Origin of the sequence: Natrialba magadii ATCC 43099 (genome assembly GCF_000025625.1) — an archaeon.
GTDB lineage: Archaea > Halobacteriota > Halobacteria > Halobacteriales > Natrialbaceae > Natrialba > Natrialba magadii.
Genome location: NC_013922.1, coordinates 3,392,085 through 3,416,865, shown reverse-complemented (window position 1 = coordinate 3,416,865; position 24,781 = coordinate 3,392,085). Strand labels below are relative to the sequence as shown.

Here is a 24,781-nt window from a genome sequence, read left to right as displayed (position 1 = left end):
TGACGGACACCCCTTCAATAGTTCCTCTAATACTGGACAGAGAGTCGCTTAGATGGCAATATTCGCACCATCCTGTTTTCTCTGACAGCTCTCAAACAGTCCACGATGTCCGATTTGTCCGCGATCACAGCACTCAGTTTGGCCCCATCGTTTGCACTGTTTCACACAGTACATCCCTGTTTAGCGGGCTGGTAAGCGCCTCTCGACCCGCCTCCTCCGTTTCGACACCTGACCGTTCAGCGTGCAGTCAGGGTCCGCAAGTTGGGACTCGAGTACCCTCGGGACTCACCGGTCGACTCTCCCTTCCCCACCGGTCAGACCAGGTCCGTGCCAGCCAGGCGACGGGTTAACCGGTTGGGTTGTCGCTGCCAGGGACTGGGAAGAGTGCGTGAACTCGAGGAGAGGGGCGGATCGAGAGCAGAGTGTCGACAGCGGATGTGATCAGTCAAGACACTCTCGAGCCCCGAGGCTGTGCCTGTGGGACGGACCCTGAATAGCAAGCGTAGTCGTCCAGCTCTGGTCACCAGTTCGTCGGTCCAACCGGTTTCGTCCAGTGTGTCTGGGACTAGTGGTCGGCTGGTGGGTGATGGATGACACTGATCGGAGGTAGTGATACCGGTGTTGATGGGTGTGGTGGGTGCTCATCGTTACTGACAGGGGTGTTTGGACCGCTGTCACATGTTGCCACCGTGAGAAGTAACCAGGTACTCGAGTTCCACCAGTAGACGCAACTACGGAACCGGATTGTTCGCGTTATCAGTGGTCGACGGGTCTTCGTCGAATGGCCGATCCGGAAGCGAGATCACGTTCTCTCGTCCAACAGAGGTCTTCTCGATCGTGCCGTCGTCGTACATACTCGAGAGGATGCGGCTGACTTTCGATTTCGACCAGCCCGTTTCGTCGGCGATCTGGTGTTGCCGGATCTGGCCGCCGTGTTTCACGAGCAGTCGGACGACGCGCCCTTCGTCGCTGAGTAGCTCTGGTGGTGTGTCAGCGGAGACGAGGTGTTCGTAGGAGCGTGGCTGGTTGGCGTCGGAACCGGCGCCGGCCGGAGCGTTCGGATCCGCAGCGGTCGAGTGTGCGCGTGCGGAGTCAGCGCCAGCGGGATGCTGGGGTTCTGGTGAGCCGGTTCCGGTGTCGGAGCCGGTGTTGGAGCCGGATCCGGAACCAGTACCAGTACCAGTGCCAGTGCCAGTGCCAGTGCCTGTACCGGTATGTCGCGCGAGTGCTCCGAGGTCGTCCACGGAGAGTGCCTGCACGACACGGACGCCGACCAGTGCGGTGATCATCAGGAACAGAATCGCGATGAGTGACACCTCCCAGATCGACGCATCACGGATCGTCAACAGCCAGTACGACGATCCACCTGCCGTTTCGCCCAATCCTGGAAGGGGTATCGTCGCTTCGACCGTGTACGCGTCGACTGTGGCGGACAGGACCGGATCGATGGCGGGCTCGGTGCCCACGACCGGTGCATGCGGTCCGTCGCCAACCTGAATACTGGGTAATGGTGCCATGGATTTCGCGCTTCTGTCTACAGTCTCTGTGTCGCTCGTTCTGTGTCTGTCGCGGCCGTGTCGTAACCGTTCGTACGGACTCGTGTCCGTGCTTGCGACCCGTTCGGACCCCACAACCGTAGGATACCGCGGTCACGGGGACAGTCACGATCGCGTGTACGGTCGCCCAGCCGAGTCGGAGCGAGGCTCCAAATCGCACTGCGGTCACGACGACCGCATCGGTACTGCACCATGTGGTACCTTCATTATGGGTCGATACAAGCAGGTTTAGCGGACTGCTAAGCCGGTGTTCGACACCGAATTCGGAACTCCCGGAGAACAGGCCCGTGAGCCGTCTTCGACGCCGATCACGTTCTCGTCCGATCGTTGCAACAGTTTATCAGCGCTATAGTAAACCGCTCATCGCTGTTTGTCGGGATCGAGAGCGATCCCGCTTCGGCGGGACTGCGGACGACTCCATATCGGGCACGAATCGACCGACAACCGACTCAAACCGCCGCACGACGGGTGCGCCGGTCACCATCCACCACACACGACATCCATGACGCCGACAATCAGCGACACCGAGAACCGAGCGGACGATCGAATGCACGGTCACCAGGTACTCGAGCACCGCAGTTCGGAATCGACCACACTCGAGCACGTCGAAGAAGACCACCACACCAGGGAAGCGACCATCTGTGTCGTCGGTCTCGGCTACGTCGGCCTCCCGCTCGCCGTCGGCTTCGCACAGTCTGACTACCAGGTCATCGGCTACGATGTCGATGAGTCCACCGTCGAGCAGCTCAAAGACGGCGAAGACACGACTGGCGACCTCACGGACGAGGCCGTCCAGAACGACGACATCTCCTACACCACGAACGCGGGCGCGATCAGCGACGCCGAGTACGTGGTCATCGCCGTTCCGACGCCAATTCAGGACGACGACCGACCCGACTTGAGCTACGTCGAAAGCGCCGGCCAGACCGTCGGCTCGAAGATGAGCGCCGGCACGACGGTCATCCTTGAATCGACCGTCTACCCAGGCTCGACCCGCGAGGTGCTCATCCCGGCACTCGAGGAGACCTCCGGGATGACCGCTGGTGAGGACTTCTTCGTTGGGTATTCGCCCGAGCGTGCGACGCCGGGTGACGAGGAGCACGGACTTTCAGACGTCGTCAAGGTCGTCAGCGGCCAGACCGAGGCGGTTCTCAACGACGTGGCGGACCTCTACGGCTCCGTCGTCGACGCGGGCGTTCACCGTGCGCCCTCGATCGAGGTCGCCGAGGCGTCGAAGGTCGTCGAGAACACCCAGCGTGACCTGAACATCGCGTTTGTCAACGAACTCTCGGTTGCACTCGAGCACATGGACGTCGACACCCAGGACGTCCTCGAGGCGGCCGGCACGAAGTGGAACTTCCACGACTACCGACCCGGGCTGGTCGGCGGTCACTGTATCCCGGTCGATCCGTACTTCCTCTCCTACCGCTCCGCACAGGAGGGCTTCGAGCCGGAGTTGATGCAGATGGGACGGAAGGTCAACGAGTCGATGCCGGCCCACGTCGCCGACCTGACGATCAAGGCGCTCAACAAGTGTCACAAGACGCTCCGGGACAGTCGCGTGCTCGTCCTCGGTCTCTCCTACAAGCCCGGCGTCGGCGATCTTCGCAGTTCGAAAGTCTCGAACGTCGTCGACACGCTGAACGAGTACGACATTCACCTCGAGGGATTCGACCCGATCGCGAACCACGAGGCGGCCCGCGAAACGTTCGATCTCGAGGTCCAGGAACAACTCTCGTTCGAAGGCTTCGACGCGATCGTGCTTGCGACACCTCACGACGAGTTCACCAAGATGGACCTGGGGGCGGTCGCGAGCGAACTCGACGACGATCCCGCGCTGGTCGACGTTGCCGGTGCGATCGACGAAGACGAGGCCGCGGATGCCGGCTTCACCTATCGACGCGTATGACGGGACGGGGGGACGCGATCGGCGTTGGGATGGGACTGGAGCTGCGGACGGAGATGATGGACGACCGATCGCCAGCGGCGAGCGAGAACGCCGCCGAACCAGCACCGGCGCCAGCGACCACCGCAGACAGCACGGAGGCTACATAATGCGCATCATCGTCACGATCCAGCACCCCGGCCACGTCCACTTCTTCCGGAACGCGATCGAGGAACTCGAGTGCCGTGGCCACGAGGTCCACGTCTTCGCCCGCGAGAGCAGCGTCGCGGTCGCCCTGCTCGAGGGCTACGACATCGATCACGAAGTGCTGGCCGGCGACGCTGACTCGCTCGCCTCGCTCGCAGCAGTGCAGGCGACCTACGAGGCAAAACTTCTCCGCCGAGCGCGGGCGATCGACCCCGACGTAATCACCGCAATCGGCGGTGTCGCCGCAGCACACGTCGCGACGGCGCTTCGCGCGAAAAGCGTCGTCTTCTACGACACCGAACACGCGACGCTCATCACGAAACTGGGCTATCCGTTCGCCGACGTGATTTGCACGCCGACGTGCTACCGCGAGGAAATCGGCGCGAAACAGGTCACCTATCCCGGCTACCACGAACTGGCCTACCTCCACCCCGACCGGTTCGAGCCAGATCCGTCGGTACTCGAGTTAGCCGGCGTCGAGCGTGAGGAAACCATCGCCGTCGTTCGACTCAGTAGCTGGGACGCCTCCCACGACGTGGGCCACGGCGGCTTCGACGATCCGCGCGAAGTCGTCGACCGACTCGAGGACGTAGGCGCAACGGTCCTTCTGACAGCAGAGGGCGAGCCACCTGCCGACCTCGCCGAGTACCAACTCGAGACGCCGCCCGAACTGATGCACGACTTGCTCGCCTTCGCGGACGTCGTCGTCGGCGAGGGGGCGACAACCGCGGCCGAGGCCGCCGTGCTCGGCACGCCCTCGGTCTACGTAAACTCGCTCTCGCTCGGCTACACGGCTGAACTCGACTCGGAGTACGGCCTCCTCTTCGAGTTCAACGACGAGGATCGTCACGTGCGAGCACTCGAGAAGGCGGTGTCGATCGTCGATCGCGACGACGAACCGTGGGCGGTGCGACGCGAGCGCTTGCTCGCAGAGCGCGTCGACGTGACGAACGTAATCGTACAGGCACTCGAGACGACTGCACGCGGCGAGCGGCCGGAACAGCCGTCGGCTGCGACGAACCCCGGATAGTGTACAATGAAGGTACTTCAAGTAGTGACCACGCCACGACCGTTTTTCGACCAGCAGGTGTCGGTACTCGAAGAGCGCGGCGTCGACTGTACGGTGGTCGGCGTACCGGGCGAACACCACGGCGATTCGGGCCGGACGCCGGTCGATTACGCCCGTTTTTATCCAAAGATACTCGCGGAACTCCGCTCTGACGAGTACGATCTGGTCCACGCGAACTACGGGCTGGTCGCCCCGTTCGCGCTCGCTCAGCCGACTCGGCCGGTCGTCCTGACACTGTGGGGAACGGACCTCATGGCTGACCAGGAGTGGCTCCGGTCGCTCAGCCGGCACGGCGCACGTCGCGCGAGCGCGACCGTCGTTCCGAGCCCGGTGATGTCGCGCCAACTCGAGATCGACCACGAACTGATTCCCTTCGGCGTCGACACGGAACTGTTCCGTCCGATTCCGCAGGCAGAGGCTCGCAACCATCTCGGATGGGACACCGATCCCGATACAAATATCGCGCTCTTTCCCTACGACCGCGAGCGCGCGGTCAAGGACTTCCCGCGGGCGAAACGCCTCGTCGATCAGGCGGGCGTCGATGTCGAACTCCGAACCGTTAGCGGCGTCGACCACGCCGAGATTCCGTACTACATGAACGCGAGCGACGTGTTGCTCGTGACCTCGAAGCGCGAGAGCGGCCCGATGGTCGTCAAGGAAGCCGCGGCCTGCAACCTCCCGGTCGTCTCCACCGACGTCGGTTTCGTCGCCGAGACCGTCGAGGGACTTCCCAACTGCTTCGTCAGCGACGACGACGACGAACTGGGGGTCGGGCTCACGGTTGCACTCGAGAACGGCGGTTCATCGCAGGGTCGGGAGCGCATCGACGGTCTGAGTCTCGATTCGATGGGCGACCGACTCGTGTCGCTGTATGAGCGCCTGCTCGATCCGACCGCGCGATCCGGATCGAAAACTGCGCAGCGAGGTGTTTCCAGTGGTGTATAACAGGATCTCGCAACTGCGACCGTTTCGGCTCGATACCGTCGCGGCGATCATCGGCCTCCTGTTAGCAGTTGGACTCCTGCCGCTGCGACTGGTTGCGTCACAGATTTACCTCAACACGGTGCCGTTCGTCCTCGGGACAGCGTGTGCGCTGTATCTCCTCGCGTTGTATCAACAGGACACAACCACGGCACTGCCGCGACTGCCTCGCCCTGTCGCGATGACACTCCCGAGTATCGTCCTCGCCGGACTCGGTGCGCTGGTCGTTCTGACGGTCCTGCAGGGAGCGCGCACGCCGGTGTACTTCGCGGCCGCGAGCGTCCTGGCGACGCTCGTCGTCGTCCAGATCCTCTTTACGAGCGAAGAGGTGTTCAACCGGCGGCTGCTGTTGCTCCAGATCGTTCTCTTCGCGCTCGTCTTCCGGTTTACCGCGTTATACGCGACACCGGGCTACATCGGAATCGACGTCTGGACGCACATGGAGTTCGTCGAGGCGATCCACGCCGAGGAGTCCCTCAGTGCGATTTCGCACGATAAACACTACGCCTCGCCGTTCTATCATCTGCTCGTCGTCGCGTCGTCGCTTCTGCTCGACGTGCCACTGCGACTCGCGCTGTACCTCTCCGTCGGTATCGTGATGCCGCTATCGGTCCTGCTCATCTATGCGACGACGAATCTGCTCGTCTCCGAGCGCTGGGCTGTGCTGGCAACGGCGCTGTTCGCGCTCACCAGTCACGTCTCGATGTGGGGGCTGCACCTCATCCCGACGAGCCTCGGGCTGGTGTTCTTCCTCGCGATCCTGTACGCGCTCATCCGCGTGATGCGCATCGAATACACGATGCGTGACTTCTCGCTGTTGATCCTGCTGAGCGTTGCGATTATTCTTACCCACCAGGTGTCGACGTTCATCACCCTCGTCCTCCTGCTCGCCGCGTTTGTCGCACAGGTGGTCTTCGTGATTGGGCCGTTCGGACTCACCCGCCTCGATACGAGCGTCTTCCGGGCGAAGAAACCGGTCAACCTCATTGGACTCGTCGTCTTCAACTTCGGGCTGACGATCTTTGTCTGGTCGCTGACGCCCTACCGCGAGCAGTCGTTCCTCGCGACCGTGCTCAGCTTCTTCACACAGACACTCGAGGAGAGCGCTGGCTTCCTCAACATCGCGAGCGGAAGCACCGGCGACGACATGGCAGCGGACGGTGGGGAGGCGACGGCGTCGCTGCTCGAGCAGGCAATCCCCTACATCGACGCGCTCGGCTTCCTGTTCCTGCTCGGTGCGACGTTCGCCGGCTGTCTCTACGTCGTCCACCGCCGGCGCGCCGAGCAGTCGGTGTTCACGCTACTCCTCGCCGCCGCGATTATGCTGATATTCGTCCTCGTCTTGCCGATGTTCGGCATCCGGAACTTCATCCCGACGCGCTGGTTCGCGTTCCTCTACGCGCCGATGGCGATTCTCGGTGCAATTGGCATCCGAACGCTCGCTCGTGACCTGTCGCCGGGCGTCGTCGTCGCCGTCCTGTTGCTGGTCGCACTCATCTACCCGGGCGCGATGCTCTTCGCCGTCGAGAGCAACGCCGAGAACCCGGTGTTCTCCGACCAGCACGAGCAACTCGCCTACACCGAGGCTGAACTCGCGGCCGTCTCGAGTATCGGCGAGCTCACTGGTGGTCCCGACGGCCAGGACATTCGACCGGATCAGCAGTTACACACGGACCACCCCTATCAGACGGTGATCAGTCGAACGGGGGCCTATCCGTCGACGACGACAGCGACGGTGCCCGATGACGGGACTGCAGACCACGAGTACGTCGTTTACCGGACGACGCAGTCGACAGATGCGACGTACTTCAACGACGAGAACGGCGAGGGCCGGATCGAACAGGTCTCTCAGGACCGACTCTGTCAGCCACACCACGCGACGGTGTACACGAACGGTGAGGTGACGATGTGTGCACCGTCGCCGGCGACGTAAGGCTTTCAGGCCGCTCTTCGGTGGCGCTTGTTTGCCTCCCGTTTCGACTGCTCTCTGACTTCTGGTGACTGCTCTCTCACCGTCCTCCCTGCGCTGCTACGCGACGACTCAAACATTACTGTCCGTAGGCACTCGAGTCACACTGTCCGTCCATTGACGGTCATAGCCACGGTAGCACTGCCGGTAGTGCTCCCCTGCACGCACTGTGTGGTGTGTATGTGTACTGTCTGCTGTTCTTGTCGTCTGGACTCTCTCAGAACGTCTCACAGAGAGCTGATTGGTGACTGAACGGCTGTACTAGAGTCTAGTAGCGCTCGATAGCCAGCGTGATGTCTCGGTGGGGAAGTGCGTAGCCGAGAGCGGTTGCGTTACCGATCAGTGTCGTTCTCCGCGTTGGCGGTCGCGTCATGGTTGGAATCATCTTCGGCCGACTCCTCGCTGGTAGTCGGCCCAGCAGCCGATGCAGACGCGTTCTGATCGTCCGCTGGGGAGAGATACTGCTCGTGGTTCGGCCGCATAAAACGCGGCGTCAGCCGGTGGCTGAGAGCCATCGTCTCGCCCGGTTCCCCAGTCGTCTGTCGGTGGAACTGACCGAGCGCGAGCATCGTGCCGAGGTACGCCGCAAAGACCAGCACTGCGAACTGGAGGACGAATCCGACGAGGTCGTAAATCATACGTTCACAAAACTAGTGGGCCACAAAAAAGCCACCTGTCTGTGTCTCTACAGCAGTGCCAATCGCAGCCGTCCTGCTCACTCGACGACAACCGGCAACTCGATCACTCGATACGCCGACTCCGCATCCGGCTCTGCCGGCGCTTCACCCTGGTAGAGCAACAGCGTCACCTGCAGATCGTCGCCCTGCATCGACGGGGTGAACTCGAGTGTCGGTTCTGCCGTGTCGCCATCGGCGATCGTGGTCGACGTGCTCGCGAGTTGTTCTGCCTCGCCAGCGGGCTCTCCCGAGTCGTCGACGCGTTCGAGCAGTGCGACGGTCGTGTACGACTGCTCGCTGTGTTCCTGGTTCGTGATCGAGACGGAGAGCGATGTCGCTTCGCCAGCAGTGTACTCCGCATCGTACATCGTTTCGATGTCACCGTCGACCTCGCTCGTCTCGACTGCGAACTCGGTGTAGCCCTCGTGCTGTGGCGGATTGGCAACAGCGAATCCAGCACTCAGCAGGAGGACACCGAGCGCGAGGACGATCGCGATGTTGTACGGGCGCGGATTCGTCTTAGAGTAGGAGTTCGGGCGGAACCGTGGGAAAAATACTGATAGTTTGGTCTGTGTCGGAGCGAACCGCTGATCCGGCGGGCACCGATACCGAGCAACAATCGCGATCAGTGACAGGATGATCGTTGTCAGGGCAATCCCGAGGAGCACCGGATCGAGCGTCAAACCCCTGGGGGTTGCACTCGCGAAAAGGGTGATCGCTGGAACGATGGCGACGCTAAAGACGACTGACAGGATGCCACGCTCGATCGGCTCGAGTCCCCGGGTCAACAACAGGGGGTTTCCAAGGCCGGTTTTCTCCTCGTCGAAGTCCTGGTACGTCTCATCCGCTTCGTCCGGAAATAGGGCAGAGACTAGTGCATACCCCGGTAGAAACAGAACGAGCGGGAGGGCGAGTGCGATGCGGACGGGTCCCGAAATCGCGGTGAAGAGACCGATCGAGAGTGCCCCCGTCGTTGCGATGACGACTGCCAGATCGAGAAACCACCAATCGGTGTCGCTCATACCGAATCCGTGGCTCTCAGAGGGGTTTATTATCGCCCTGGTAAGCCCGGCTCAACGGGTTCTGACACCCCTATGCTGGGACAAATATGCCACGATTCAGACATAGATATCGGAGAGGGTGTCTATCGACCTCCCGAGATGTTCTTACTGGATGCAATTATAGAAAACTCGGATAGACTTTTCTGAATTATCCCTCCATAACACGTCGTAATTAAACCCACATGGATATTCTGAATGCCCAGATATTGTGCTTTAGAAGCGGTTTTGCTGGAATATAAAATGTCATGAAATATTGAGCCTGGTGATGAAACGACGTGAAACCAATTCAATTGGACTGGCCGGTTTCTACACTTTATTACCCACTCCTGATTAGGGAAGACTGGCTCGATGAAAGCGAAACATATCAGCTCGAACGCACAGGAAACGGAGGAAGAGTCCGCAGGCGGGGCTGACGAGAGAGAGACTGTCGAGGACGTCGAGAGTGAGAACAACGAGAACGGCGAACGCGACGAAACGTTCACCGAGGACGAAATATTCCACTTGCTGCAAAATGAACGCAGGAGGCTTGTACTCCGGTATCTCCGGGGAACTGACGAGCCAGTCCGTATGCGCGATGTCGCAGAGCAGGTCGCAGCCTGGGAACACGACACCACCGTTGCTGAACTGACCTCGACGCAACGCCAGCGAGTCTACATTCCGCTGTACCAGTCACATCTCTCGAAACTCGACGAAGCCGGCGTGATCGACTACCAGCAAAACCGTGGTATCGTCGAACGCAAGCCACTCGCAGACGAGGTCGACAAGTACCTCCAGGTTACCGAACAGGACGAAGCGGCAGACGAGGACGACACGCCGACGATCTCGATCGGCGACGATTACTACATCGGTGCGACCGCAGTCTGTTACGTCGCACTGCTCGGTGCCGTCTTCGAACTGCCGGTCCTCTCGATTATCTCTGGGATTGGCCTGAGTGCACTGATTCTGTTCCTGTTCACGCTGGTGACCGCCAGCCGATTCATCAATTGATCCGACTCACCGTCCTCTCAAGACGACAATTCAACTGGCGCTGACACTGTTCTCATACGACGCCGTAGGCCGGAAGAAGCCAAACTGCAAACGTCGTTGCTGCCACTGTCACTGTTACTGCCGTGTACATCGACGCCGTCACCAGAATCGCGAGTACGAAGAGCAATCCAATCGACACTGTGCCGAGAACTGCCGGGGAGAACATCGTCTGGTCTCCTGTCTCGGACTGTGTATGATCGATCGTCCCACGTGCCGGATCGAACTCGAGTGCACCGTCCGCATCGAGTTTTGGAAGTCGGTCCTCGTGGAGGCGTTCGTGAATCGTTGCCCACGTTTCGACGGAAACCGTCGACTCTGGGGAGGCTGTCGATGGCGATGCCAGTGACTCCCTTTCCGAGGGTGAGTGTGGCCGACCTGCTCGTCCAATTAATTGATCGACCAGTTCATCGACAGTCACGGGAGTCGACAGATCATCGAGCACTGCAAGCAGTGTCGCGTCCGACTCGGGTACGAACGCGGCCGCGGATTGCGTATCGTTTTCGGTGTGTACAGCCCCATCGCGGCCAGAAACCGAGTCGTCCCCGTCTGAGGTGTAGTAGATTGGGACATCGAGTGAGGCGTCGCCATCTACTGAGTGCTCTTCTGTGGTATCGGCCGATGAAGAGCGAATCCAAGACGGCGTCAGACGCATATTCCAGCCTAATTCCCCGTGGTATATAAGTATTCTCACGATTCAAATACAATAAACGATATAGAGGGTCGTTAGCGGCTGTTTCCGGAAAGATTGACCGCAGTCTCCCGCACAGAAAGTACCCGATTGCAGTGCTATACTATGACAAAATCCGTGCCGGTTGCTGCAACCAGGGTAGTAACTCGTTGCTTCCTGGGTCCCACAAGTCGAGCCACGTTTGCAGATCGTTTACTCGAAGCTTGTGTCTGGGGGGGAGCGGATGGAGCTGTGCTGTCGACCCGAGAAGCCGTTGGTCAAGTTCGTAGCGGTCGAACAGTTCCCGTCGGTCGGGCCACGGCGGCTCGAACGACGTGAGCAACGGCGTTTTGCGCCGCACAAACCCCTCGACTTCGTTCAGCAGCATCGTCCCGTGGGGCCGATCCGGTGGTCGATGGCGAAGAATATCGTCATCGAGTCGCTGACACGCCTGCAGGAACGTCTCCGTTGTGCGATACTCCGGCGGTGTCTGTAGGTGCCACTCGAGGAGTTCGATATCCGTCGCGAGAAACGGGGTGAAAAAGTGGTCGGAGAGGTGGTTGTGGAACGGAACGGACGGCTGATTGGCGATGCCACAGCAGGTGAGTGCGTTCTGAATCGAGTTCGCTCGCGAGCGGTTCGTGGCGAATTCAGCGGCGATGGACTCTCGAACGAACGTTTCGGGGTCGTGGTCGATTCCGATTCGCTCGGCGAGATCGAGACTGGCGTCGCGTCTGTAGCCGTACTTTCCGAGAAGCGATTCGATGGGGTCTGGATCCGGGTCGAGGCGGTTGAAGGGGACGCGCGCACCGAGGACGTCGACGCCGTCCTGGGCGGTGAAGTGTCCGCGGAAGAAGGTATCACAGAGGAGTCCGTGATACATCGTTTCGATCTCGCCTGCGAGTTCGTCGGTATAGCCGGCGTGGTGGATGTGCAAGGACTCCTTGATCCCGTTCGAGTACCGAACTTTCGACTCGTCGGCGTACAGGTACCGGTCGTCCGGTGTGAACGCGGTGTGGGTTGCGCCGTACTGGGTCGCGACCTGTTTCGCACCCTGGACCTCCTGTGCGGTTGGGGAGCCAACAGTGTAACAATGGTCAATCCCGTCAACCTGTGAGAGGACGATCCGCGAGTCGTAGCCCGCAGAGAGCAAGAGTCCCTTCGGTCCTGGATTCGACGAGCGGCGGCGTATCGCCCGGTCGAGCCGTGAGGCGAGTTCGTCGACGTAGTCGAACTCGTCGAGCTCTGCCGGTTGATAGACGAACCGTGACAGTGAATCGACGCCATCGGGTGTGAGGCGACTATCGAGCGGGAGCCGCGACACGTCGTCTACCCAGGTTTTCTCGCCGAGCGAGAGCCCCATGTGGAGGAACTCGAGTATCCCGTCGGTATCGACTGTTGGATCCGAAACGGTCTGTCCGACGGCAGCCGCGTCGGTGCCGAACACCCAGCCATCACAGTTCGCACGAGCGTCGTGTGCCGCAGTGTAGAAACACTCACGCGACCGAACGGGGTCTGCTGCGACGAACGGATCCTCACCGCGAACGTCGAGAACGGCGAGGTACGAGCCGTTGAGCGAGTGGAGTGCACCGAGCCCATCGGCATCGTAGCGCTCGAGGAGCCAGCGTGCGGTGTTTTGCTCGTCACCGGGCACGTACGCTTCACCCCAGAGCACACAGCAGCCAGTGTCGTCAGTGTGCGTCGCGCTCCAGCCGTCGTAGTCGAGGCCAGGGTCTCTGATGCCGACGGTGAGCGACGAGCCACAGAGAAACTCGTCGAACTCGTCGGGTGATCGAAACCGCTCGAACGCCTCACTATCGCCGAATACACCGAACAGTTCCTTGTTCATCGTTGGAAGTCGTTGGGAGTCGTTGGAAATCCTCGTCGCGAAGACGCGGGGTGGCACCGACCTGCGGAACAGGAGTCCCACTCGGCTACTCGAGTGCCATCCACGCAGCTGTTGTTTCACGCCTGCGGTCGAGTGGTCATTAACTATGCCGTTGTTAAGTCCCGAGGCGGCGGTATTCGGCCGATTCAGGGAGTCAACGAGACAGACTCGTGAGCGGCTATCGGATCCATAATAATGGGCTCACTGGCGGTACGGACGAGGTACCATGGCAGACAACCGAATGACACGACGACGGCTGCTCGCGGGGTCGAGTGTTGCTGCGGCCGCTGGACTCGCGGGCTGTACCGACCGCCTGGACGACCTGCGCGGCGACGATGGCGACGGTGAGACGCCAGGGGACGAGTCGACCGGTGCTGACGAGACGACGGTGTCCGCGCTGGCGGACGGCGTGCCGGAACTCGAAACCGCGTACAACAGCCGCGAGCAGTACGGTCAGCCCGGTGACTCGCTGTACGACTTCGAGGACAGTGACGCCTGGGAGGTCACACAGGGCGAGGGCGAGGTCGACGAGGACGTCGTCTTCGACGGGTCACAGAGTCTGCGCCTGACCGGTGAGGAGGACGAAACAATCGTCGCGGAGATCGACGTTCCGGACGAGGACCTCACCGGGAAGGACTTCTCGTTCGCGATTCGGACGACGACGCCGCAGAACATCACGGTCAACCTGCGCGTCGTCGACAACTTTGGTAGCGATCGCTACTACTCGCTGCGCGAAATCACCTATCGTGAGCCTGACGTTGGCTGGTTCCGCTCGAGTCCGGGCGTCTTCGAGGAGAGCGAGATCGAACCGGCGTTGGACGAGATCGACCGACTCGAGTTCCAGGTGTTGCACTCGATGGACGAGGCGGAGGTCTGGATTGACGACATCCGAACCCACGACCGGCCCGAGCAGGGATACGTGATGCTGGTCTGGGACGACGGCTTCAGCGACTACTACGAGACGGCCTCGCCGATGCACGACGAGTTCGGGTTTACGACGATTCAGGCACCGGTGCCACAGTGGACCGAGGAAGCCCGCGACGGGATCATGACGGTCTCGGAACTCCAGGAGCGTCAGGAGGAAGGCGACCAGATCGTCGTCCACGGGACGCACAACCCGATCCACGAGTACGAGGACGAAGACGAAATCGAGACGCGCGTCCGCGGCGACAAACACTGGTTCATCGAGAACGGGTTCGAGGGCGCGAACTACATCGTCTACCCGCACAACAGCTACGACAAGACGAGTCTCGAGTACTTCACGGACTACCACTACTGTGGCGGCTTCAACCAGTCCGGCGATGTCAACCTGACCAACGTCTACGGCTTCGATCCACTGGCACTGCCCCGCACCATCGGCCACGACCTCGACATCTCGAAGCGCTGTGTCGACCTCGCCGAGGCACACAATCAGTGTACCATCCTGAACTTCCACGCCTTCGACCAGGATAATACGATGAACGAGGACGACTACGAGGAGCTACTCGAGCACATCGATCAGGCCGACGTCGAGGTTATCGACTTCGACGACCTGTGGGAGCTTCGAACAGACCCATTCTAACGTCGTTTCTGACCGTACGCGTTTCGTTTCTTGGAGTGGGTGTTGGGTGTTGAGTCCGAGTGTTGGATGCTGAGTATTGGGTGTTGAGTCGGCGGCTAGTGCCGTGATCGTGAGATAGCGGTGGCTCTCCCACGCGCGATCTTGGATGTGATCCTAAGCGATCCTGAAAAAAGCGATAGGGCCGGATTAGTTGCCGAACTGGACCAATCGCGTTAGGCTGCTGTCAGCGTCACTTCTGTCGTCTCGCTCGCACCAGCATCGTCAGTCACCCGCAGCAACACGCGGTGGTCGCCGCTCGCGCTGACAGTTACGTCGACTGTCTTCCCGGACTCGTTGAACGTCCCGTCGTTCTTGATGCTCCACTCGTAGCTCACGAGCTCGCCGTCCGGTGCCTCCGAACAGGTCGCATCGAGGGTGATCGTCTGCTCCGGCTCGAGTGTTCGTTCGGTCGCGCTGCTCGGATCGGACCGGATTTCGGCGACCGGGTCGGTGTGATCGTCCGGAACATCATCCCCTGACTCATCATCATCTTCGTCCGCGGGCGGCTCGTCGGGCTCGTCGGGCTCTTCTTCGATCGGCTCTTCCGGCTCGTGGCCGTTGTTCGGCTCCTCGTTGGGGAACAGTTCGTCTTCGACCAGTCGCTCGACAATGGCAGAGTGCCAAGTGACTCGCTTCTCGAGTTCGTTCTCGGTCGAGAGCGTCTCGACGAGGAAGGCTTCGGAACCGAGTTCTCGTGCGGCCTTGTGGACGAGTAGGCCTGTTGGTTCCGAGTCCGGACCGGAGAAGTAGCCCGTCTGGAAGGCGCGTTCGGAGACGTCGATGTAGTTGTCGTTGACGTACTCGATTGCGCTGTCCGCGGCCGTTCGGTCTTCGTCACGGTTGGCGTGGAAGATCGCCTGTCCGACGCCGTCGACGGGGTTGCCCGCGTAGATCCCGCGTGACTCGTGGAGGTCGACGATGACGGCCGGGTCGAGGTTGACGACGAGATCCCAGATCGCCTCTGCGAGCTCGGTCTGGGGCTCGCTTCCCTCGGGGAACTGCCGATTGAGGTCGATGCCGTCGTCGTCGACTCGTGTCCCCCGGTCGATGGCGACGACGTCCGCTCGTGGCAACGTGACGAGTGTCCCGGCGTCGATCGTCCACTCGGCAATCTCCTCGGCGGCGATGTAGCCGGCCGTCTCGTTCCCGTGAACGCCGCCGATGACGAACACTGTCGGTCCGTCGGCTTCAGCGTCGGTTACGTAGACTGTCGTTTCCTTCTCCGTCCCCTCCATAATCTGGAACGACTCGCGTGTCACGTGCTCGTCGTCTGTCGCCCCTGGGGCGGATTGAGAATGATAGCTCGTCTGTGCACCAGTCGCAACACCTGCACTCGCCAGCGAGAGGCCAGCAAGAGACAGTACTGATCGTCGTGAGAGTGAATCCCGCTGCATTCCAGTTCCCACTCTCTACCCGGATTTGTTTACTATAGCGCGCGTAAGACCGTTACAGCGGCGGTTTTGTACTCGAGAACGGTGCGGCGAAATCACCGGCCGGAAGCGGTCCGTGCTGTTGCAAGACGACAATGGTCGTGGCTCTAACTGGTCCACTCACTTTTCGTGCCGCAAAGATATCCTATTCAAACGGTTGACTCGACTGATAGCGGAGCAACTGTCTCGCTCCTAACAGACGCCGTGGTGCTCGTAGAACCGCCGCACCCTGTCGTCCGCCAGCAGCGGTCCATGCACCTGAATCGACTTGAGTCCCGGATAGCTGTTCGCCTCGATCACCGAGAACGAGCCGTCGTCGTCCGTCACGATCACGTCCCAGCCGATGTACGGCAGGAACGACGCGGAGGTAGCCATCTCGAGTACCCGCGAGCGAATCGCCTCCCAGTTGGGGATGCGTTCACCCTTTATCTGCGCGCCGGTGTCGGGGTGTGTCGTGTGCCAGGAGACGGCGTCTTGTCTGGAGACGGAGTCGGAATCAGATTCGGAACCGGCGTTTGGCGGCCGTGCACCGGGACCCAGCTCCCCGGTTTCGAGGTCGATTTCGGCGGAGAGCCCACCCTGCGTGAAGTTGTCAAGCGGCTCCGAGTCGGTCGTTCCGATCCGGTGGATGCCCGCGGCGATGAACGGCTCGTGGGTCTCCTCGTCATACATCGTGATGAGCCGAAGCGTGTTCGGCGTCTTTGGATACAGGTCAGCGGGGAACGAGCCCTGTTCGACGTGCTCGCAGACGAGGTATTCAGACAGGTTCGAGACCAGCGAGCGGAACTCGGCGTCCGCGTAGTACTCGCCGTTGACCCGGTAGCCATCGTCCGTTCGCGAGCAGAGGTAAACGTTGTTCCCGCCGCCCCCGCGAACCCACTTGAGGACCAGTTTCCCGTCGTCGTCGCACTCGAGTTGCTCGACGACGCGCTGGGCGGCGTTGGTGGTGTGTGGTGTGTCCGTCTGCGCGGTGTCTACCGAACTAGTCGACTGGACACCGCCGTCGGGACTGAGACGAGCGCTGTCAGTGTCGACGGCGTGGAACGAGCCGTCGTTTACCATCCCGTAGACGGTCATGCGCTCGTCGTCGAACGGCTGCATCACTCGGTGAAAGAGGAGTTTGTTTGACAGCGCGACAGACCAGGTACCGTTGATCCGCTTCGTCCGAACGTAGCGCTGGTAGTCGGTGATGTAGTCCTGGACGCGATGGTCGTCTATGTCGTAGATTGCATCCGACCGGCTCAGGAACCCGCGTCGCCAGAGCCACAGGCGGCGACGAAGCGACGGGCTGACATCGCTGTCGTACTCGGTTCCGGCGAGTCCCTGTATTCCTCTGGCTGTGTGGTACAGCGTGCGGACGTTCATGGCCTGTGCTGTCAGGCCGACCGTATTAGTTACCGAATCAGCAAGACCGTTTCACTGCCCAGAATTCGGTTGCACAGTCTGGTACTTACGCCGACGTGTCCTCGTGTTCGTCCTCGGGGTCGATCGTAACTGGCGCGTCCGCTGGCGAGAGCTCGTCGATATCGGGACCGATCTGGTCCGACACCGAGATGCGCGCGAGCGCCGCGACCATCGCAACAGCGACCAGCGCGACAACGGCGGTGCCCGCGAGAACGGTCTTCGGGCGGCGTCGCACACCCGTTCCCGCAGCCCAGCAGAGCCCGGGACAGCGCCGCGGCGACGTCGCCGCCCCGCGAAGGTGCCACGCGCCACGCAGGAAGCGCCCCTCTGCGAGGTAGCGCTTTGCGAGCACGAGTTCGTGACTCGCGCGGATGTCGTACCCCGCGGCCTCGAAGCGCTCGACCTCGTCCTCGTATCGCGAGAGGTACTGCTCGTCCGCCTCGCGGATCACGTCTGCCGGCGGGTGGCCCGTCTCTTCGCGGACGACGAGTTCCTCGTCTACGTAGGCGAGTTTACCCTCGCCAAGCACACGCAGACAGAACTCCGGATCCTGGAACCGATCTAGCTCCTCGTCGAAGCCGTCGACCGCCCGTGCGACCGCGGTCTCGACAACCAGCGTCGAACCCGCGCCAGGCTGGACGTTATCCGCAAGAATCTCGCCAATCAGCTCGTCGTCGCCCTCGCGCACCGGCTCCGCATCCGAGCGGGCAAGTAGTGACGCCACGAGCCCGCGCGCCCGATCGCTCGTCTCGAGTACCTCGAGTGCAGTATCACAGTAGACGCCGACCCAGTCGTCGCCGCGCTCGGCGAGTGTCTCGAGTTGGTGCGCGAGTTTGTCGGGGTGCCACTCGTCGTCGGAGTCGAGGAAGGCGACGTATTCGCCGCGGGCGTGTTCGATGCCGGTGTTGCGGGCGACGTTCGCGCCCTGGTTAGTCGCGTGGACGACGGGGCGGACGCGGGGGTCGTCGTAGCCTGCGAGCACCGAGGCGGTGTCGTCGGTGGAGCCGTCGTCGACGACGACGACCTCGAGTTCGGAGTCGGGAAGAGTCTGTTCGAGGGCGCTGTCGATGGCTCGCGGCAGGCTCTCGGCTCTGTTGTACGTCGGAATAATGACGCTGACGCGCGGCTGTGACATTGCTTGCGTTTCGGCGGCCACGGGCCATTATTATCGAGCTACTAACGCTCGTACCCGCCCCGATTCGCGACGGTATGGCTGTTGGTCCGAGCCAAACTGGCGTCGGTGCTGGGGCTACTAAGAGGTGTATAAGAAAGACCCGAACGGTTCTGTCTCGAGCCAATGACGGACAGCAACCGACGATCGTTCGTGGCGGCGACTGCAGCCGTCGGCACGCTCGGCGTCGCTGGCTGTCTCTCCACCATCGACGGCTGGGGTGACGGCGGTGACGGTGAGGGTACCGGCGACCACGACGACAACGATTCCGAGCGCAACGGAGACGACACACGCGAGTTCCACTACCACAGCGCCGACGAGCTACCGGGCGAGACACTCGTCTCCTTCGACGACCTCGACGGCTGGGTGACGATGCTCGACGCCGGCGACCTCGACGCCGACGAGGACGACCCCTACAGCGGGCCACAGTCTGCGTCCCTCACGGCAGCGGAGGGTACCGAATACGCGGGCATCTACACGACGCGCTCCGGCGGCGAGGATCTGTCCGATTCCACACTCTCACTGGCAGTCCGCTTTGCCGAACAGGAGCAACTCGTGCTCACCCTCGAACTGTTCGCACCGAACTCGAGTAGTGCGGCCACGCTGCGTCGAACCCTGATCGGGCCGACGGATCGCTGGACGCGCGTCGATTTCGGAACCGCGGGAATCGACGGCGAGCCGGATCTCTCGAACGTCCGGGAGATCCGACTTACGGCGCGCCGGCGCGGCGCGACCGACGGCCCGATCGACTGTGCAATCGACGACCTCCGTGTCGCACCTCGGCCAGATAGGGGGAAGGTCATGCTGCTGTTCGACGGCACACTCGAGAGCCACCACGAGATCGCACTCGAGGCGCTCTCCGAGTACGACTTTGCGGGCGTCGAAGCGGTGATCCCCGAGACGGTCGGCAACGACGGTCGCCTTTCGCTGACCCAGCTCGACGACCTCGTCGAGGCCGGCTGGGACGTGGCCGCTCGCCCGCGAACGGGGGCGCAGAACATCACCGACTACTCCGACACTGAGCAGGAAGGGTTGATCCGACAGACCAACGCCTGGCTCGAGAACCGCGGCTTCGAGGACGGGACGGCGACGTTCCTCACCCCGCGAAACGTCATGGGTCCGACGACCCGAAACCTCGTCGAAGAGTATCACGACCGCGCGTTCCGCTACGGCGGCGGGACGAACGGGCTGCCGATCTCTGACCCGTACAACCTCGGGTTCTTCTCCGGAAATGCCGGTGAGGACACCAGAACCTACGTCGACCACGCCGCAGCCCACGGCGAACTCGCCGTGCTTCACTTCGAGGAGATGGGCCCAAACAGCATGAGCGAACTCGCGTTCGAGAACCTGCTGTCGTACATCGACGACGCCGATGTCGACGTCGTGACGACGGCGGATCTCGACGAGTACGAGCCGTGACGCTGGTGCGCAGTTGAACGAGCCGTGACGCTGGTGCGCAGTTGATACCGACTGTGCACACGCACACGATGAACGACCACACCGCCACGAACTGACGACACACAAATCACACTATGTACCGAGATTGTAGCGTCGGCGTCGTGATCCCGGCGTACAACGAGGAAGGATTCGTCGGCGACGTCATCGCCGAGATGCCGGCGTACGTCGACCGAATGTACATCATCGACGATCAGTCGACCGACGACACCTGGGAGGAGATTCGCGAGGCCGCAGCGACGGACCGAGACGCACGAACGAACTCGACTGGGCACGAACGAGCCTCCGAACAGCGCTACGACAGCGGCGAGGAGGGCTACGCCGACATCGCCACCGACGGCGGCACCTCGGCGCTGGCGAGTCGCGCACAGGTCCACGACCCGATCGGTCGTGTCGTGCCGATTCAACACCGCGAGAACCTCGGTGCCGGCGGCGCGATCAAAACCGGCTACCTCGCCGCCCGCGAGGACGGCGTCGACGCGACCGTCACCGTCGACGCGGACGGCCAGATGGACCTCTCACAGATGCCGCGGCTCCTCGACCCGATCGTCGAGGGCACGGCCGACTACACCAAGGGGAATCGCCTTCTCTCGGCGGAGTACCGCGAGGCAATGCCGCGATTTCGGTTCATCGGCAACACCATCCTAACGTTCCTGACCAAGGTCGCCTCGGGCTACTGGAAGACGATGGACCCCCAGAACGGCTACACCGCCATCTCGCAGGCGGCACTCGAGTCGGTTGCACTCGAGGAGCTCTATGAATACTACGGCTACTGTAACGACCTGCTGGTGAAGTTAAACGTCGAGGACATGGCTGTCGCGGACGTGGCGATGCCGGCGGTGTACGGCGACGAGGAGTCGAGTATCACCTACTCGGAGTACATTCCGAAGGTGTCGACGATGCTCCTGCGAAACTTCTTCTGGCGGCTCAAGACGAAGTATCTCGCGCTCGACTTCCATCCGCTTGCGTTCTTCTACCTCTTTGGCGCGGCGACCGCTGGCGTCGGCGTCTTCGCTGGACTCTGGACGTTATTCATTGCGCTCTCGCAGCTATCGGTGCCGTTCCTGGAGGGTGTCGCGAGCGTGCTGGTCTTCGCGCTTGGCGTGTCGCTCTTGCTGTTCGCGATGGTGTTCGACATGGCCCAGAGCGAGCAGCTTGAGGCGCAGGTGTACTGAGACAGTCCGCTGGAGTTCTGTATCGGTGATCGTCGACCCGTTGAAGCGATCGTCGGTAACACGCTACCATGATCCGTATGAGCGACGTGCTTGAGTTCTGGTTTCCCTCTTCTTTTCATCTCGTCGCCGGTACTCGCGCGTGTCGAGTAGCGGGTTTCCCCTTCCGAGACGAGAGTCGCACCCGGACAGCGTGTCGCACCACCTGAAGCGATTCACGAACTGATTGCTGACGCGTCTGGCGAGCAAGTGTGTACTGACACACAACGCCGACGTTCGTTCAGAGCAGCATCGCAAGAAGGGACAGCGCGGTACTCGAGTTCACTCGGTTCGAGGGGCAAACGGCGTCACTACAGATCGAACGGGTGCCACTCGAGTCCCGTACGGAATTGAGCGAGAACTCAGAGCAGTGCGTCGACTGCTGGGCCGAGGAAGCTAAGCGCGAGTCCCGAGGCGAGTAGCGAGAGGCCGACGACGAACAGCAGTCGCTGGAGCCAGCCCCGTGAGGTTTCGCCATGACTTGCGGCCGAGCGTTCGAGTCGGTCGTGAATCGCGTCCGCCTTCGAGCCGATCGGATCGGGGAAGAGGCCGAGGATTTCGAACGGTTCCGTCGGATCGAGTGCGCCCACGAGGACGGCGAAACCGACGAACAGCAGGAAGCCGACCGGCGGGACGAGTACGAGCGCGAGAATCGGGTGTGTGATCGCCGCCGAGAGCGCGAAGATCGGCCCACCGGAGAGCAACGCGGCGAGAAGGCCGCGCCCGACTCGGGCGTCCGCGAGCGGATCGAAGCCGATCTGACGCGCGCTCACGCAGTGGAAGACGAACATCGAGCCGTAGCCGACGCTCGTCGCGACCGCCGCACCGTGCATTCCATAGCGCGGGATCAACAGCGCGTTGAGGATCACGTTGATGAGCGCCGCGACACCGGTTGCGGCGACGGGGTATCTGAGCGTGCCGTTGCCCTGCGAGATAGCGAGCACCGGCCGTGCGAGCGCGAAGCCAAGCGCGCCGGGGAGCAAGAGCAAGAGCGGCTCGATCGCGGGCACTGCCTCCTCGCCGAAGTAGATCGGGACGGCGACGTCTGCGAGTGCGGCGAGACCGACTGCCATGATCACCGTCAACAGCAACGTGTATCGGGTCGTTCGCGAGGCGAGTTCGGTGATCTTCCGGTGACGGTTCTGCGACCAGAGTTCGGATGTCGAGTGGACGTACACCGTCTGGAGGGCGAGCGGGACGAACCAGAGAAACTCCGCGAGTGTGAGTGCAGCCCGGTAGTTTCCGACGTCGGCGCTCTCGCGGAACTGCTGGAGCATCACGATGTCGATGTGATAGAGCGACATCAACAGGAAAACGAGCGCGATGCTCATCGAGTTGAACGTGAGCATCTTCTTTCGTGGGAAGTCAGAGCTGGGCGTGCTGAACACGCAGGAGAGCGAGATCCGACGGTGGACGATGAGCAGCCCGACCGTCGCAACCAGCAGGCTCGCAAAGAGGTGGCCCGCGAGCGCGCCGAGGACGCCAGCGCCAGCGTAGACGAGCGGAATCGCGACGACGACGAAGCCGACCTTGTCAAGCACTTTCAGCGGCTCGGAGTAGCGCTCAAGTCCGAACCCCATGAGCGTCTTGCGCGCGTAGTCGCGAAACTGCGCGGTGATAACGAGCAGCGCGAGTGCGTAGAAGTAAATCGCCAACTCGTCGCCGAAGGCGAGGCTGACGAGTCCGAACTGGACGCTTGCGAGCAACAAGGCTGCACCCACGACGGCGAGGATCACCGCGAGCCGGAAGTAGTAGCCGACGACGTGCTCGCTCCAGTTGGCTGCGCTTCGATCCTCTGCGAGGAACTTCCGGACGCCATCCGTGATGCCAGAACTCACGAAGATCATGTAGATGGCGAACACCGACATCAGGAAGGAGTAATCGCCGAACCCCGACGCACCGAGGAACCGGTACAGCAGCGGCGTCGAGAGGGCAGTAACAATGAGAACGATCACCTTCGTACTGACGACCGAGAAGATACCGCTTGCAATGCTTCTATTCATAGATCAACCTCCGAAGTCACCGACCGCCATCGCCGATCGACCCGCTGTCCAGCGCTCCCGTTCGTCGATCGTTCGCGATCGGTAGCCACAGTGATCGATCGGTGACGCCGACGGGGCCTTATTATACCCAGGTTAAACGGCGTGAGCAGCCGCTGGCGGACACAGCCGGCTGCAACGCTATGTGTGGCGCTCGCATAGTTTCCAAACGTGTCGCATCAGAGCGCCCGCGAGACGACCGACAACGACCGAATCCCACACACTCGGTCGACGACAGCAAACGGTTGTACGGCGTCGACCAGCCGGTTAACTGACTTATAAGTATGAACGGGCGACGGCAAGCGAGCGACAACACCAATGGGTACCGAACCGACAGAACGCCGCCTGAGTCGTCGCCGACTCATGGGCACCGCCGGCCTCGGCCTCACCGGCCTGACCGCCGGCTGTACCGACCTCCGTTCGTCGGACGATGAGAGTCCAGCATCGAACAACTCGAGTACGGATGGCACTGACGACGGTAGCGGCGACGCGTCCGGTGATGGTGGCGAGACTGATGGCAGTGATGGCGATAGCGGCGATAGCGATGGAGACGGAAACGGGGACGAGGAGACAGCTGACGACATCCCCGAAATCGACGGCGGCGCTGTCGCTTTCGTCTACGACGACGGCCCGATCGAAGACTACGAGCAGGCGTTTCCGGTCCACCAGGAGTTCGACGCGCCCGCGAGCGCGGGCATCGTCACCGAGTGGATCGGCCGCGAGGACTTCAACGGAACCGACTGGATGACCGTCGAACAGATCGCCGAACTCGAGGACGCCGGCTGGGAGATCATGTCTCATACGACGGATCACACCGCACTCGGCGCGTTCGATCTCGTCGAAGACGTCGACCCGGGCGATACCCGCATCTACCCCGAACAGCGAAATCACGGCTTCCACCACGGACACGACGTCGAAATCACCGACGGTGAGACGAGTGTTCGTCGGACCGTCGACGACTCAGATACTGACGATATCGGCGGCTATCTCGAGTTCGACGAACCCATCGGAGAGTCGTTCGCCGCAGGTGAGACCGTCGAGCGATATCCGGACGACGTGATGGATGACTTTCTCGGGCGCTCCAAACGGGAACTCGAGGACCACGGCTTCGAGATCGACACGCTGCTCGCCCCCTACGACATCGTCGACGACTGGGCGATCGAACACGCCCGCGAGCACTACGACGGCATCGCGAACGTCAATCCGGGCTCGATGCACAACGATCCGGACGCGTTCGACCCGTTCGATACGAACCGCGACTACTTCATCGAGTTCACGACGCCCGAACAGGTGCAGTCTGAACTCGACCAGCTCGCCGCCGACGAGGGCCTCGGCATCATCGGTGCCCACACGTTCAAAGAAGAGGTGACTGCAGATGGAATTCGCGAGACACTCGAGTGGATCGAAGAGCGCGACCTCGAGGTCGTGACGTTCCGGGAGCTGATTCGAGCGACAGCGACCCAGTAGTCAGATTGCGGTGCTCGG

19 protein-coding genes are annotated in these 24,781 nt (G+C 61.7%); 10 read left to right on the top strand and 9 right to left on the bottom strand.

The features are described from left to right. Nucleotides 1-731: 731 nt before the first annotated feature. Nucleotides 732-1,517: a helix-turn-helix transcriptional regulator gene (locus tag NMAG_RS15900; RefSeq protein ID WP_004215942.1), complete on the bottom strand. Its 786-nt coding sequence runs from the start codon at nt 1,515-1,517 to the stop codon at nt 732-734. A 541-nt stretch (nt 1,518-2,058) separates the two neighbouring features. Between NMAG_RS15900 and NMAG_RS15895 the strand changes: the two genes are divergently transcribed. Genes NMAG_RS15895 through NMAG_RS15880 form a run of 5 tightly spaced genes read left to right on the top strand, consistent with a single transcriptional unit; the run spans nt 2,059 to nt 7,631 of the window. After that, nucleotides 2,059-3,465: a nucleotide sugar dehydrogenase gene (locus tag NMAG_RS15895; RefSeq protein WP_004215943.1), complete on the top strand. Its 1,407-nt coding sequence runs from the start codon at nt 2,059-2,061 to the stop codon at nt 3,463-3,465. Continuing rightward, nucleotides 3,462-3,611, top strand: coding sequence for a hypothetical protein (locus tag NMAG_RS22200; protein WP_004215944.1), 150 nt, complete (start codon nt 3,462-3,464; stop codon nt 3,609-3,611). The genes NMAG_RS15895 and NMAG_RS22200 overlap by 4 nt, the downstream gene beginning before the upstream one ends. Continuing rightward, on the top strand, nt 3,611-4,678 hold the full coding sequence (locus NMAG_RS15890) for a DUF354 domain-containing protein (RefSeq protein ID WP_004215945.1): 1,068 nt from the start codon (nt 3,611-3,613) through the stop codon (nt 4,676-4,678). Before NMAG_RS22200 ends, NMAG_RS15890 begins: the two co-directional genes overlap by 1 nt. A gap of 6 nt (nt 4,679-4,684) precedes the next feature. Continuing rightward, a complete protein-coding gene (locus NMAG_RS15885) occupies nt 4,685-5,662 on the top strand; it encodes a glycosyltransferase (protein WP_012996812.1) in 978 nt (325 codons plus the stop codon). Further along, on the top strand, nt 5,655-7,631 hold the full coding sequence (locus tag NMAG_RS15880) for a hypothetical protein (RefSeq protein WP_394295567.1): 1,977 nt from the start codon (nt 5,655-5,657) through the stop codon (nt 7,629-7,631). The genes NMAG_RS15885 and NMAG_RS15880 overlap by 8 nt, the downstream gene beginning before the upstream one ends. A 368-nt stretch (nt 7,632-7,999) precedes the next feature. Here NMAG_RS15880 and NMAG_RS15875 read toward each other — a convergent pair whose 3' ends face one another. Both NMAG_RS15875 and NMAG_RS15870 read right to left on the bottom strand, forming a co-directional pair. Beyond that, on the bottom strand, nt 8,000-8,305 hold the full coding sequence (locus tag NMAG_RS15875; RefSeq protein ID WP_004215948.1) for a hypothetical protein: 306 nt from the start codon (nt 8,303-8,305) through the stop codon (nt 8,000-8,002). Nucleotides 8,306-8,382: 77 nt separating this feature from the next. Beyond that, a complete protein-coding gene (locus NMAG_RS15870) occupies nt 8,383-9,366 on the bottom strand; it encodes a DUF1616 domain-containing protein (RefSeq protein ID WP_004215949.1) in 984 nt (327 codons plus the stop codon). A gap of 387 nt (nt 9,367-9,753) precedes the next feature. Between NMAG_RS15870 and NMAG_RS15865 the strand changes: the two genes are divergently transcribed. After that, complete coding sequence (locus NMAG_RS15865) at nt 9,754-10,392, top strand: DUF7344 domain-containing protein (RefSeq protein WP_004215951.1); 639 nt, start codon at nt 9,754-9,756, stop codon at nt 10,390-10,392. A gap of 52 nt (nt 10,393-10,444) precedes the next feature. Here NMAG_RS15865 and NMAG_RS15860 read toward each other — a convergent pair whose 3' ends face one another. Further along, nucleotides 10,445-11,083: a hypothetical protein gene (locus tag NMAG_RS15860; protein ID WP_004215952.1), complete on the bottom strand. Its 639-nt coding sequence runs from the start codon at nt 11,081-11,083 to the stop codon at nt 10,445-10,447. A gap of 139 nt (nt 11,084-11,222) precedes the next feature. Further along, nucleotides 11,223-12,947, bottom strand: a complete 1,725-nt coding sequence (locus NMAG_RS15855; RefSeq protein ID WP_004215954.1) for an asparagine synthase-related protein — start codon at nt 12,945-12,947, stop codon at nt 11,223-11,225. A 265-nt stretch (nt 12,948-13,212) separates the two neighbouring features. On the opposite strand from NMAG_RS15855, the gene NMAG_RS15850 reads away from it, so the two are divergent. Continuing rightward, entirely contained in the window at nt 13,213-14,547 is a 1,335-nt protein-coding gene (locus NMAG_RS15850) for a polysaccharide deacetylase family protein (RefSeq protein WP_004215955.1), read from the top strand. A 212-nt stretch (nt 14,548-14,759) separates the two neighbouring features. Here the strand turns inward: NMAG_RS15850 and NMAG_RS15845 are convergent, their stop codons facing one another. The 3 genes from NMAG_RS15845 to NMAG_RS15835 form a co-directional block, all read right to left on the bottom strand. After that, nucleotides 14,760-15,980, bottom strand: coding sequence for a PKD domain-containing protein (locus tag NMAG_RS15845; protein WP_012996810.1), 1,221 nt, complete (start codon nt 15,978-15,980; stop codon nt 14,760-14,762). A 228-nt stretch (nt 15,981-16,208) separates the two neighbouring features. Further along, nucleotides 16,209-17,381 carry a sugar-transfer associated ATP-grasp domain-containing protein gene (locus NMAG_RS15840; RefSeq protein WP_004215957.1) on the bottom strand — a complete coding sequence of 391 codons (1,173 nt, stop codon included), beginning with the start codon at nt 17,379-17,381 and terminating at the stop codon, nt 16,209-16,211. 85 nt (nt 17,382-17,466) lie between these two features. Beyond that, nucleotides 17,467-18,555 (bottom strand): glycosyltransferase family 2 protein, encoded by a 1,089-nt coding sequence (locus NMAG_RS15835; RefSeq protein WP_012996809.1) that lies wholly within the window; start codon nt 18,553-18,555, stop codon nt 17,467-17,469. Between the two features lie 162 nt (nt 18,556-18,717). On the opposite strand from NMAG_RS15835, the gene NMAG_RS15830 reads away from it, so the two are divergent. After that, nucleotides 18,718-20,010, top strand: a complete 1,293-nt coding sequence (locus tag NMAG_RS15830; RefSeq protein WP_004215959.1) for a polysaccharide deacetylase family protein — start codon at nt 18,718-18,720, stop codon at nt 20,008-20,010. A gap of 113 nt (nt 20,011-20,123) precedes the next feature. Beyond that, a complete protein-coding gene (locus NMAG_RS15825; protein ID WP_004215960.1) occupies nt 20,124-21,221 on the top strand; it encodes a glycosyltransferase family 2 protein in 1,098 nt (365 codons plus the stop codon). A 398-nt stretch (nt 21,222-21,619) separates the two neighbouring features. Here the strand turns inward: NMAG_RS15825 and NMAG_RS15820 are convergent, their stop codons facing one another. Then, nucleotides 21,620-23,260 carry an oligosaccharide flippase family protein gene (locus NMAG_RS15820; RefSeq protein WP_004215961.1) on the bottom strand — a complete coding sequence of 547 codons (1,641 nt, stop codon included), beginning with the start codon at nt 23,258-23,260 and terminating at the stop codon, nt 21,620-21,622. Nucleotides 23,261-23,614: 354 nt separating this feature from the next. On the opposite strand from NMAG_RS15820, the gene NMAG_RS15815 reads away from it, so the two are divergent. Beyond that, nucleotides 23,615-24,763: a polysaccharide deacetylase family protein gene (locus tag NMAG_RS15815; RefSeq protein ID WP_004215962.1), complete on the top strand. Its 1,149-nt coding sequence runs from the start codon at nt 23,615-23,617 to the stop codon at nt 24,761-24,763. Nucleotides 24,764-24,781 lie beyond the last annotated feature (18 nt).